This window comes from Psychrobacter sp. ANT_H59, from assembly GCF_008369225.1.
In the GTDB taxonomy this organism is placed as follows: domain Bacteria; phylum Pseudomonadota; class Gammaproteobacteria; order Pseudomonadales; family Moraxellaceae; genus Psychrobacter; species Psychrobacter cryohalolentis.
On record NZ_VOBE01000001.1, the window covers coordinates 110287 to 123735 of the forward strand.

At 42.2% G+C, this 13449-nt stretch carries 5 protein-coding genes, 1 tRNA gene and 1 pseudogene; 4 read left to right on the forward strand and 3 right to left on the reverse strand.

Annotation, left to right across the window (positions count from 1 at the left end; translation table 11 throughout):
* Nucleotides 1–26 precede the first annotated feature (26 nt).
* Nucleotides 27–4484, reverse strand: a complete 4458-nt coding sequence (locus FQ083_RS00420) for a UvrD-helicase domain-containing protein (protein ID WP_149408289.1) — start codon at nucleotides 4482–4484, stop codon at nucleotides 27–29.
* Nucleotides 4485–4548: 64 nt separating this feature from the next.
* Nucleotides 4549–9015: an exodeoxyribonuclease V subunit gamma gene (locus FQ083_RS00425; RefSeq protein ID WP_149408290.1), complete on the reverse strand. Its 4467-nt coding sequence runs from the start codon at nucleotides 9013–9015 to the stop codon at nucleotides 4549–4551.
* A 377-nt stretch (nucleotides 9016–9392) separates the two neighbouring features.
* On the opposite strand from FQ083_RS00425, the gene FQ083_RS00430 reads away from it, so the two are divergent.
* The 3 genes from FQ083_RS00430 to FQ083_RS00440 all read left to right on the forward strand — a co-directional run bounded on the left by FQ083_RS00430 (nucleotide 9393) and on the right by FQ083_RS00440 (nucleotide 10918).
* The gene (locus FQ083_RS00430) at nucleotides 9393–9923 is read left to right on the forward strand and encodes a hypothetical protein (protein ID WP_149408291.1); all 531 of its coding nucleotides are present in this window, start codon (nucleotides 9393–9395) and stop codon (nucleotides 9921–9923) included.
* A gap of 37 nt (nucleotides 9924–9960) precedes the next feature.
* On the forward strand, nucleotides 9961–10770 hold the full coding sequence (locus tag FQ083_RS00435; protein ID WP_149408292.1) for a hypothetical protein: 810 nt from the start codon (nucleotides 9961–9963) through the stop codon (nucleotides 10768–10770).
* A gap of 72 nt (nucleotides 10771–10842) precedes the next feature.
* Nucleotides 10843–10918: transfer RNA gene (locus FQ083_RS00440), tRNA-Arg, on the forward strand.
* 251 nt (nucleotides 10919–11169) lie between these two features.
* Here FQ083_RS00440 and FQ083_RS00445 read toward each other — a convergent pair.
* Nucleotides 11170–11334 (reverse strand): annotated as a pseudogene (locus FQ083_RS00445) (indolepyruvate ferredoxin oxidoreductase subunit alpha); the annotation flags it as partial.
* Nucleotides 11335–11489: 155 nt separating this feature from the next.
* Between FQ083_RS00445 and FQ083_RS00450 the strand changes: the two are divergent.
* Nucleotides 11490–13106 (forward strand): NAD(P)/FAD-dependent oxidoreductase, encoded by a 1617-nt coding sequence (locus tag FQ083_RS00450; RefSeq protein ID WP_149408294.1) that lies wholly within the window; start codon nucleotides 11490–11492, stop codon nucleotides 13104–13106.
* Nucleotides 13107–13449: the final 343 nt, after the last annotated feature.

Below are 13449 nucleotides of genomic sequence, written 5' to 3' on the forward strand. Positions count from 1 at the left end.
TTATTTAATTCGCTATTTATGGCCCACTAATCTGGCAGGCCAAACAATGCATCTAGGGCCTTAATGAACTCAATTGGAATATCCCACGTGACTAATCCATAGCGGTCGTTGGGCATTGAGTGACTATTATCAGCTTCTCTGACATCTTGCGATAGATCAGCAGTTATTTGAGAATTTGAATCATATACGCCCCGTAAAAAGACATATTCAACAGCGCCAAGATACTTATCTTCATTACCTGCATAATCACTAATTCTCATTGCAAGGAAACGATGTAACGCGACTTGATAAATTGCTGCCTGTAACCAATATCCTGCCTTTGACATTGCTTGCTTGAGTGTGCTTTCGTCATAATCGCTTAGGCTATTTCCTAAAAAATTACTTTTGTAATCGACAACGTAATACTTGCCAGCATGCTCATACACCAAATCGATTTCACCCCGCAGATAACGATACAAATGCGCTTTGTTTTGTGGAATAAGATTGACGTGTTTGTCCGCTTCATTCGGGAGATACTGCTGAAATAGGCTATTAATATCTTGCGCCTTAAAACGCTCTGATAGCCCCATATTAAACTCTAATTCAGCAAACCGCTGACTTGCATCAATAGAGCATAACGGTTGATTAGACGCTAATAACGGCGCCTGTAGCACCTCTTCAATCCAGTTAAGTAATGCCTCATGCTTTGTAGCATCTATTGAATCTAAGTCAGGTATACGACCATCTTCTTTATTCTTTGCTTGTAATAGTCGACTTTGCTGTTCAGCACTACTATAAACCAAAGGTAGCTGATAACTACTAACGGCTCTATCGATCACCTGAGACCACTGCGATTTATTATTGAAATCAATTTTTTCAAATATTTCATGCAAAAACGTACCGGCATTGGCGCCTTTGACAAAAGTAAAACGGATGTTATCCTCTGATTTGAGGCTCAACTCACTGATTGGTTTAAAAAAATCACTATTACTGGACGATACTACCGACTCTGTCATATCAATGTCTATGGCATCATCCATACGTTCATCTACCACAGCCAGCGCCTGCGTAGATTCATCTAGCTGACGGGCTAAAGCTGTAAAACTGGTCTTGGCCCAACCATAAAAATAATTGGTTTTCATAACTTCTGCAAAAGGCGCGTACTCAATAGTCTCAGTTATAGATTTAGCAGTGGCAAGCGTTGCGTTACCTGCTAAGCCCAATGCATTAGCACCATTACTATCATTGTTATAGAACTCATTGACATTATGCCCTCTAATTATGCCTATGTTGCCTTTGAGTCTATCAGGCAAATTAAACTTTGCCTCTGGCGATTCCAACCAATAGAACGCTGGCTTTAATTCAAAACCTGTTTTGTTGTTAGGATCTCGCAACACCACGTAAAGCTGCTCACTGGCACGCGTAAATGCCACATAACCAAGCCGTCGCAGCTCATCAAACCCCTCTTGTGTCTCAATATCAGTGTAGTGACTTTCTGTGGTCACAGAGCCTTGTACGGGTGAGAAACGACGCTGGTTGCCTGTTGATTGATTCTCTGCCGATTGCTGCATTAAAATCGACGGAGCTTGCTGGGCGTTGTATAGATACAGCCCAAACTTTTCATTATTGCCCGCCTTCCGACTAGCGTCGCCCATGCCCAATACATAGACAATGGGGAATTCGAGCCCTTTGGACTTGTGAATGGTCATAAGCTGCACGCCAGACTCTGTCGGTAACGGGTATTGCTTAGCCCAATCGCTATTGGGAGCAGCATATATATTTTGTCTAAACCAAGCCAATAGTTCGTGCTCACCCATGCCGATACCATACTGCGCCAAGACATCCATCATATGACGCAAATCCATAATGTGACGATCACCTTCTGGATGAGTTGCCAGAGCTTGCCAAACGCCTTGCGGCTGCACGGGGTTTTTATCTAATAAGTAATGTAATGCTGACAAAACACCAAAGTGCTGCCAGTTTTGAGCCGCTTGTTTTAGGTAAGTAATAAAATCTTGATAGCTTTTTTTATTGTTAACTGCTTTCGTACTAGCGCTACTTAAGTGACTACCCTCTGTTACTCCTGACTCATGGTCAGTCATCATGGCTTTGACTTCTTTGATACTCAGGCCATACAGATGGCTAGTCAGCACCCGATTGATCATGTCATGACGATATGGATATAGCATGGCACTCAGCAATGCTGCCACATCTTCCGCCATGATGGTTTCAAAGATACTGACATCACTAGTAGTCAAGGTCGGTACATTAAGCTTAACCAGCTCATCCTCAACCCGTTTTAAGTCTTTTTTGGTACGTGCCAGCACACCGATATCACTAGGCTGAATCGGTTTGCCTTTTAAGGTCTGACCACTAATGAGCAAGGTCGCAATATGACGCGCGGTGATTTCAAACTCATCATACTCAAGCTCTTTATCTTTATCATAAGGTAGATGCAACAAGCTCACTGGTTGAGCAGAAAGCACTTCTGTCACTAAAGCACTGTTTTGAGTAGTCGGCTCATTAAACCAAGACAGTTGGTTTTCTGGTTTAGAAGCTTTGATATGCTGATAATAAATACTGCTACCTAGCTGTGCTAATTTATTCTCAGCAGTCATTTCCGTTGGCATGCCAAACCAGCAATTTAGTGCATCAATCACACCAGCATTTGAACGGCGGTTAATATCGAGCGTCCAAAGGCTACTTTTCTCAAACTGGGCTTTCATATAGTTGTAGTTGGCCACATCACCGCCACGAAACCCGTAAATGGCCTGCTTTGGGTCACCCACTAATAACAGAAACTCATGACTGGTTTTACTAGTATTTGACTGTTTAGTCTTGCTTTTAGGCAGATAGATACTTTCAATCATAATGGCTTGCTCACCATTGATATCTTGCGACTCATCAATCAGAGCAACCGGATAATGGTGACGAATATAACGTGCCAGTTTCTCTCCTTGCCGACCCGTTAACGCTTGATTTAAGCGCACCATTTGTAAACTAAAGGTCGTCTCACCGCGCTCCTCTAAGATAACTGGTAGCCTGTCACGTACCGCAAGCACGATATGGCGATTAAGGTTGGCTAAGATAGCCGTGATATACTCATCTAGCTTTTTACTTTCTTCGATATACCGTTTAAAATCACGAACGACCTGCAACTCGTTAAATATTAAATTAACTCTTTCACCATCTTTTGGCTTATAGAACTGCTTGCCTATATTATCCGTTTTCTGAAAAGCCTCAATCAACTTTCCTGTATAAGTTTTGGAGTCTGATATAGACTTATAAGCAGTTGGGCCAGAATCCTCTAATGTTTGGATGATTTTTGGCCAAGAGTCTCTGTTGTTTAATAACTGACCTTTCGGAACTTCATAATACTCGCCGTCAGGCTTAAAAAAAACATCAAGCTCATCGCTGCGCTCAATGATAGTATTTATAAGCAGCTCATAGCCCTCAAAAGAAAAACTCTTTACTACAACGTCATCAATCGGCGCTGAAATAAAGTTAAGCGAACGAGTCACATATTTTTTATGATCGCTAACTGCAGTCAGCTTGCCTTGCTGATCCATTAGCGCATATAGTTTAGGCTCCTCGTGATACAGTCTGCTTTGGAACTGCCTCAGCTCATCATGAATAACGCTGTCAGTAACCTGCTCAATACTGCTGTCTTCAATAATAGCCATACCTTGCTGATGACCGGTCTCGCTACTGTATTCAATCAACCACTTTTGCGCCAAACTGTCGAGTGTGCCTACAAACAGCTTATCCAACGTGGTTAGTACTAGCGCAGTGCGTCGAATGGCCTCCGCCATTGGATAGCTGTGGACATGATCAAGTAAAAACCCAGTCAAATGCAGATTAATGGGATCGTCCATAACGGCGTCTAAGCGTGCATATTTAGCCTGATTAACTAGCCAGTTTTCACGATCTTTTTTTACTTGTTTACGTTTCTCAGCCTCCGCTTGCTTATCAGCAGCAATGTCTTGATTGAACTCATCCGTCCCTGTCCCAGCATTTGAATCAACGCTTGAACCTTTACCTGCTTGTTTATCCTTATTACTTTCAGGTGTTACCTGTAGCACCTCAGGATACAAAGCCTCCTTATTACTGGTGTCAGCACTTAAACTATTGACCCACTGCAATAATTGATAAAAATCCACCAAACGATCATGAATACGCTGACGCATCTCAGCGGCAGCGGCTCGAGTAAAGGTAGTGGCAATGATCTGCTCTGGCGCACGGCGCGCTTCAATGAGCAGTCGTAGCATAATGCCTGTGAGTGTCCAAGTCTTGCCTGTACCAGCTGAGGCTTCAATAAGATGCCGACCCATCAATGCAACATCTACCGCCGGTATCACATCCACCTTCTGCTCATTTATAAATCCACTCATAGCGTCATTCTCAGGCGTATCGAATCGGTTACGTGACTCATCTAGGTACTCATTGGATAAGTAAGGCTGTATAGATATATCAGCTATATCGCTTATATCGGTAAAATTAGTCATAGGAGCCTATACTTTTTATTATTATCAATTAAACCAAAGGGCAAAAACCAACCATTCGGAATAGCTAGCCATCTAGACTATCTAGTGCAGCAAACATTGGCTCATATAGCGGCTTCGCTAAGGTAGTTAACGCTGCTGATAGCGCTTTAAACGCATCTTGGTCACGCAGTACGTACTGCCAAATGGCGTGCTGCGAGCAAGTATCATATATCGTATCTGTGTGATAGCTAGGTCTTAACCAATCCGAGAAGTCTGCTCGTTTTGGCCAATAGCTACCGTTCTCACTCTCTTCAGATTTTAGGCACTTATCAAGATAACTGAGTGCATATTCTGGCAAGAGTGTAATAGGTACTTGACCTGATAGCTTGGCAAAAATTGCCCATTTTATCAGCTCGGCCGCCGCATCTTCATACACAATCGGGCTTAGTTTAAATGCCATTACTTTGTCATATTTTTTGACTTGCGAATTAGGCTTATTAAAGCGCCAAATGCTCACACCATCATCTAATACCACTTGTTCGGTAGTGGTGCGTCTGGCTACTTGCCAATACAAATGCGACAACCAAAATTTGAGTAAATGCCTAGGACTGGCAGAATTGGGCAATATATTTAACCACTGTTTGGGGGATTGCTCGGTGTAGGACTTACCTGTCTGTAGATGAGAGCGACTATTATGAGTACCTATCGGCACTGATATTGGTGCTAATATTGGCACTAATATTGGTACTGAGCCTTTTATCTTAATAATTTTAGGTAGCAGCTTAAGCAGTGGCTCATTGTCAGTACGATTTAGTATAGCCGCCAGCTCTATCTGAATGGGGTGCTCAGAGGTTGGAGTCAGTAAATGTAAACCACCTGCGCTATCTTCTCCAGCTTCATCAAATCCATTAGCAACTAACTGCTCTTTGAACTCTAGACATTGCTGTTGCAGTTTTTGTTGTTGATTGGGCAACGTGGTTTGACGAGCCACACCGGCTGGCATGATTTTTTGATACATCAAGATTTGACTGTCTTGTTTAGCCTTCCCATCACTATTCTTATTGGTGGCATTGTTGGTCAATTCATTTATCAAATGCTCTTTAATCTGATAGGTGGTCAAACTGTCTAGAAACAGTGGCTCTTGATGCGCCATCGCTTCCTCGCCTTGCACTACATGCACTTTTTGAGACCGTAAAAACGCTTTGGCAGGATGACGCACTTGATAGACCAATACTCCCTCAACGTCTATCTCTCCAATGTTAAATATAGTATCAAATAGGGTCTTGATGAGTGCCTCATTCATATCACTACTATCACTGGCATCAGCAGTATTATCTAGCGCTAGCATCTCAATCAATGCAGAGAATGTTTGATTATCTACTTGTCCCATTTGCCCCAAACCTTGACCGAAAATCTGAGCAATAGATTCATATTGCCCTTTTGTAGGTAAGCCTACTAGCTGTGGATGCTCGCTAGATACTCGACCCTTCAAGGTATCAAACACAGCTTGCCAAAGCGGCGCAGGCGGGAACTGCTTTTTTTGCGCTAATTTGGTTTTGCGCATGGCTTTATTTAAGATAGCGTCTAATTCATCAGTCATACCTACAGGACTGTTATTTTGAATATTGATATCTGCATTCTGATTGGGTTTAGAAGTATGATTTGAAATATCAGCATCTTCAATTGCAGTCTCAAACAGACTCTCATGAAAAGGCAGTGCGGGATGCTCAGTCAGCAGCCACTGCTTAATTAATTTAGGCAAATAGCGCTTGAGGCTCTCGGTAGTGGGCTCAATATTCTCAGGCAATGTTTCAAGCGAGTTCACCTGCCATTGCACTTCGCCTTGCAAGAATTGCAATAGCTCACTCACTGGATTCGCTGGCAGATGCTCATGGGTGTCCGTCAAGCTTTGACCATTATAAAATATCCAGCAAGCACTACGCGCACATAACAACGCATCTAAAAAAGCCCCGTTATCATCATCTTCACTGACTCTATCACCGCGGCGTGCATTGGTTGCTTTCATCAAATCATAGCGGTTATCACGATCACGCCCAGGAAACTCAGAGAGATCCATATTGAGCATCACTACCAACTCAAACGGCACGTTTCTTAAAGCACCAAACTTACCAAAGGTAATCACCCCAGTCGGCTCCGCACTGACTTGCTGACTTTCAAGCTCGTTTTCAATACTGTCTAACATAAAGCTTAATTTAAGTGGCAACTGCTCCACACCTGCCAGCTTTTGCTCTACTTCTCTGTTGTCGCTATCACCACTAGAGTACTGTCTATAGTGACGATTGGCTCGTAAGCTAGATTTAAAGCCGTTCATTGCATTGTAGATAGCACGCATAGTACGTGTTTGGTCCACGTCGCCAAAGTAGCGATGGATAACTTGTGTTTCAATCTGATCGAGCCAATCTTCCGCTTTCATTTTTTGTATATGGTCATCACGACGTGCGACCAAGCCGGTATAAATGCGGCAAAGTGCTTCCACAATCAACGCATCATTTAGGCTCACTTGTGGTAACGGCAAGGTCATTTCCGGTAACGCAGTGCTTGGCCATTCATCGTCATTTAGATCATATAAGCAGTCGCTCAACTCAGCCTCTGGCATGACCAGACCTAAAGTTAATCTGTCTAATGCCTGTGCAAAGCTAAAGCGATAGTCGTAATCATTACCGTCCAACGTTTGCTTAAGATGCAGCTCGTCAAAACCGCGAATAAAGCCCGCCTCTACCAATAAATCACAGCCACGGCTCATTTGCTCATGAGTCAGTCCAAAGCTTTCAAACAAGGGCGGTAACATCAACCAGTCTAAGACTTCAGCTGCTTCAAAACGGGCACTATGGCTACCCAATAGTTTGTAAAAACCGATAATGGCTTCCCATAACTGGCGAATGTCGGCATCAACAACACCAGTCACTTTAGCAGGCAAAGTCAAACCGTCTTGACCCTTACCATTGACGAAGATAGAGCCAATCAATGCATGATGACGTTCAACATCAGGTAGCAGCACAACGATGTCGGAGATATGGCGTTTCTTCTCACCAGATTTGATAGGTTCATTTAGCCAACGACCAATCATAATACGCAATACTTCAAGCTGACGCTGCAAACTATGACACGAATGGATGCTTAGGCTATTATCTTGCGCAGACATTGCCCAAAAGCGGTCTTTTTCAAAGCGCTTATTCTCTAACGCCTCATCTTCATACCATGGTGTTTGATGCGGCTCTTGATCAAAGCCCAGCTCTATTTGCTTACTCATCTCCTGCGAAACTTTTGCAGCCGTCGCTTGCTGGGTCGATTGTTCATCAAGCATCAGCACATCGTTCTGCAAACGTCTAAGTAAGCTTGGACTGTTTTGCGCAATTTGAGAACTGCCGCTTACATCAGCATCATAGACGCTATCATCATCGCCATTTTCACCAATACCAAAGCTATCTTGCCATTCTACAAGCGCATCTTGGTATTGCTCATTACCTGACAAGTTGGCAAGCATGGCAAAGGTATCGCGCGATTGTTTACCCAAACGAGACAGCAGACTGTGTCCATAGTCACGCAAGAACACGCTTTCAGGGTTGATAATCTGCTGACGCTGTAACCACGACTTATCAACAATATCTGCCCAAAACAGCTTTGATGGATTGTAATGCAACAGTGTGATATCCATGTATTGCGATAAGCGCTGCAAAAAGTCCAGCTCAGTCTGTGGCAACTGCTGGATGGTAAAAATACGCAGCACTCTGGGTAACTGACTTTGCTCGCCAGCCTTATTTGACTTTAGTGCTTGCCAAAACACCTCTTCCAGTACAACACGGTGCTGATGCACATCCGCAAATAAACGCGACCATAAGAAGCGTTGAGCAACTTCTAACTCAACATAATGCTCCACTAACCACTCAGGCGTGCCACGCGCATACTTATCAAAGCGCAGTGACAAGGCATCTTTATCTGCAATCAGCTCATCCACATTAAGCGGCTTGTTATGCGACCATAGCGCCAACCAATCCTCACGATGGGTCAAATAACGATTAAACACCCTCGCCAGATCATTTGACAGCTGCCAAATACGCGCATCTTGCTGCGACTTATCTTGTCTTACATTGTCTTGCTGAACCCCAGCTTGTGGCTCATCAATCAAAGACGCCAGCAGCGGATTCACCGGATGTTTTTCATCTTCAATAATCGACTCTTGGTAGTAAGTCAGATACCCAAACAATCGCCACTGCATGACTGTTGGTGACAATACCGCCACTTCAGGAACATTCAAGGTTGCTGTATCAGGGTCCCGCTCTAACAGATATGAATTATGGCGAGTCAATACATCTTGCATCAGCGTCCATTGATACTGTCCCCAAAACTTAGTACGCACCAAGGTACTAATACCAGCACGGCTAGCAATGGTTTTATCCAACCAATCACCCAATACCATTGAAGGCACAATGACAATAAAAGGCTCAAAAACAGGCTGATTTTTGGACTGATATTGCACAAGAAGCTGATCAACAAGATTTTCGGTACGATGGGATTGTATAATGGTAAACATAGAGGATAGTCTGATTGAAGTAGCAGGAGAATAAAGGAATTGATAAAGAATACATGCTCGAGATAGCACGCAAACATTCATAGTAAAATTTTGAGTGTAATAACAACGCTGTAGGCGGCAATACTTGTCAATCCATCTTTAGGAGTCGTCAATGGATGACATTTCTGCTAGCATGACGCTGTTAAATCAAACTGCATTGGTAAACACTCATGTATATCCGCTTACAGACTCTCTTGTAAGGGGAATAGTAATCTGGCTATTAGTTTGCCATTGTTCGTCAACGTTTACTAGCATATAAACCATCGATAAAAACACACTGCGACAATAGATGTCGCTGTGTTTTACCTCAATTCTTAGTGATGAGACAATTTAATACTATGCCCTTGCGTCCCATTGATGCCATTTTCATTCATCCTAAACGACGTTTATATGTCGTATACTACCGCGGTGAGCTTTGGCAATTGCCACGTATGAAAATAGATGATCAATCTTGGCAAAATAGACAGCCATATAAGGATGACAGTCGTGGACTCTATCTAAGTATTCATCAAGCCATAAGCGATCCTATTTTGGCACAAAAACTACGAACGCTAAACCTACCTATAGCAGTACGTGGAAGCACCTTATCACGCTTCGAGGCATGGTGGGGAACTCACGGCTTTGAATGGCTTAAAGATAAACTAAGTGCAGGACAATCACCATTGGCGGCGCATCAAGCCTCCACAAAAATGATTGACAATCAACCCTCTTCCCCTTCAAACTACCTCTCTGCTCTGGCAAGTAGCAATAATACTACTGCTCATAAAAACCCAGAACAAGAAGCCATAGCTATTACACAAGAAATAACTGATATTTTTTCGGATATGCTGGCGGATTTAGCAGATGAAATGCTGCATCAACCGCTCTAAACCACATTTAAACCAACAATAAGAAGATCGGTACTATATGAAAGACTACAAGCTGCTACTGGCTGGGCTCATTTTACTGCTGCTGATTATTTTTATCGCCATCTTTACTTGGTTATGGACCAGCAATCGTAAAAACATGGATCCATTGCCTATTATGTCAAATGATAGTGGATCAACTGCTTCAGCAGAAGAAGATGGAGAGACGGTTGCCAAGAGCACTTTGCACATACAAGCAGAAGAAAAACTACAAGCGCCTTTAGATGCTGTGATTTCAAGTTTTCAATCTCGTTATCCCAATGTAGAAATCATGACAAGTTATGTCGCCTCTGTTGCACTTTTGACGCTATCGGATAATAAAGTAGCCGATCATGAGCCGTCTTTATTTATTGTTGATACCGATATCATTATTGCTGATGGCAATTTATCGGCAGCGCGCTTAGCACCATTACAAGAAAAATTAAAAATAGCACAAGATGAACAAAACCAGAGCAAGGCAAAAAATGGCATGGTAGAAGATACTATCGATGCAGATAGTAATGCTGATGAAATCGCTGCTAAAGGTGAAGCTGATAATACAAACACTCGAAGTCTTGTATCGTTTAGTTATGCCTTAAAAGACAAGAAAAAAGTAGACGGTGTCATCTTAACTCAAAATCCTATTGCACTTAACTTTCGAAACTTTTTACTCTCAAGTACAGGGCAAGATATATTAAGTAGACACGATTATGAAAATATCGATGGCTATCAAAATGATATGGCAAATCTGTTTAAGTCAAATACGCAAGGCAAAAAAGCAACAGGTGAGTTGACAGTAGATGTCGCTGACGCTATCAGTATTGCTAAATAAATACAAAACCCTCTACTTATTCGGTATTAATTGATTTTATAAGTGCTTTTTTCTACAATAGCACTCTATTATGCGCTTATAGCTCAACAGGATAGAGCAGTTGCCTCCTAAGCGATCGATCCAAGTTCGAGTCTTGGTGGGCGCACCAACAAACATAACGATATAACACGATAAACCCTTGTAAGCCACGCGCTGCAAGGGGTTTTTGTTTTTTAATACACGGTAGTCGCCGATTAATAACGGTATTAACCAATACCGAAAAACACTCAATATCCAAAAAAGTTACACTCTATGGTGATGGCAAAAATCTATATCTTATATAACGTCTGAATGGATATTTATTTTAGCAGATGGCTTTGCGATAGGTCTTTTCTAAAATCTTGGTTTCGATACTGGTGTAATAGCATTGGCTGGGCATTCAGGATCACACAAGCTGCAATCTATGCAACTATTAGGATCTCTCGCTAAAAAGTTAGGACCTTCAAAAAATGCATCCACGGGACATACTGCAACACAGTCCGTGTATTTGCATTTAATGCAGTTATCATCAACGATGAACGCCATACAAATTATCATTTATAATTCAAGATGGCGGATCATTTTCAAACCACAATACAAATCCGTAAATTTACCCTGCGTAAGTAAAATATTTATTCGCTTATTTGTATCAGTACCAGTAAAATGCGAGACTGTTTTCTACACGAGTTTATGAGTAACCAATGATACGTTTAACTGAAATTAAATTGCCATTAAATCATGCACCTGAAGATTTAACGACTGCTATAACGACAAAACTTAAAATTTCTGCTGAGCAAATGGCGTCATTTGTGATGTTTAAACGTGGTTATGATGCTCGTAATAAAAGAAATATCCAATTAATTTATACGTTAGACATCACACTGACCGACTTGGATTTAACCAATGATTTATTGGCTCAATTTGAGTCAGACAACCATGTTAAAGCAACACCAGACACTAGCTATAAATATGTAGGTGAAGCGCCAAAAGATTTAACTGAGCGTCCTGTTGTTATTGGTTTTGGTCCTTGTGGTTTATTGGCAGGACTCACCCTTGCTCAAATGGGTTTTAAACCAATTATCATTGAACGCGGTAATGAAGTCAGACAACGCACCAAAGACACCTTTGGCTTTTGGCGTCAGCGTAAATTAAACACTGAATCAAACGTACAATTCGGTGAAGGCGGAGCCGGTACCTTTTCTGACGGTAAACTATATAGCCAAGTGAAAGATCCCAATCATTACGGCCGTAAAGTCATGACAGAATTTGTAAAAGCTGGCGCACCAGATGAGATTTTATTTGTAAGTAAACCGCACATAGGTACTTATAAGTTAGTCACTATGGTAGAAAAAATGCGTGCCGAGATTATAGCGCTTGGTGGGGAAGTCCGTTTTGCTACTCGCGTAGACGACTTGCACATCACTGACTCAAAAGTAACTGGCGTGACACTTAATACTGGTGAAACCTTAAAAACTAGCCATGTCATTCTTGCTGTTGGTCACAGTGCCCGCGATACCTTCCAAATGATCCATGATAAAGGCGTGTATGTTGAAGCAAAACCTTTTTCAATTGGTTTTAGGATTGAACATAAGCAGTCAACCATAGACCAAGCACGCTTTGGTGACAATGCTGGAAACGAAATACTTGGCGCTGCGGATTACAAACTTGTTCATCATTGTAAAAATGGTCGTTCTGTTTATAGCTTCTGCATGTGTCCAGGTGGGACCGTTGTTGCCGCAGCATCAGAAGAAGGCCGTGTTGTCACTAACGGCATGAGCCAATATTCAAGGAACGAGCGTAACGCCAACAGTGCTATTGTTGTCGGCATCGACCCAGAGCGAGATTACCCAAACCACCCTCTTGCTGGTATCGAATTACAAAGACAACTAGAAACCTTAGCGTTTGAATTGGGCGGCAAAGACTACAGTGCACCAGCGCAAACCATTGGTGATTTCTTAAAAGGTAAACCAAATTCAGAATTAGGGGATGTTAACCCGTCTTACACGCCGGGCATTACCTTAACCGACTTAAGCAAAGCACTGCCAGACTTTGCCGTGGATGCCATACGTGAAGCCATTCCAGCGTTTAATAAAAAAATCAAAGGGTTTTCATCTGATGATGGTCTACTAACTGGCGTAGAAACCAGAACATCGTCACCAATCAGTATTAAACGCAATAAAGAGTTCCAAAGCATTAATACCAAAGGCTTATTCCCTGCAGGCGAAGGCGCCGGCTACGCAGGTGGAATATTATCAGCAGGGATTGATGGCATTAAAGTGGCCGAAGCTGTGGCAAAATCGATGTTGAAGATAGAGTAAGAGCGGCTTTAGGCTTTAGGCTTTAGGCTTTAGGCTTTAGGAAATTATTAAAGCAGATTAACTTTCAGTCAAACACTATACTAATTCTGATAAACAATATTGCTGTTCGTTTATCAGAATTTTTAATGATCAATTTGTGTATGTGAAATAAGCAAGAACTATAGTTAACTACAACCTAAACGATTTGCACGCTCATACATACAATCGTCAGGATACTATTCGACATCGATTTGTGAGGCTTCATTAGGTATTTTGGTCGGTGCTTTGTGTCTGGTTGTTTTAGGCTCTAAGTCCTGCTGCCAGCTGTAACTGTACTGGTGCTCAGCTGATAAAAGATAGCGGC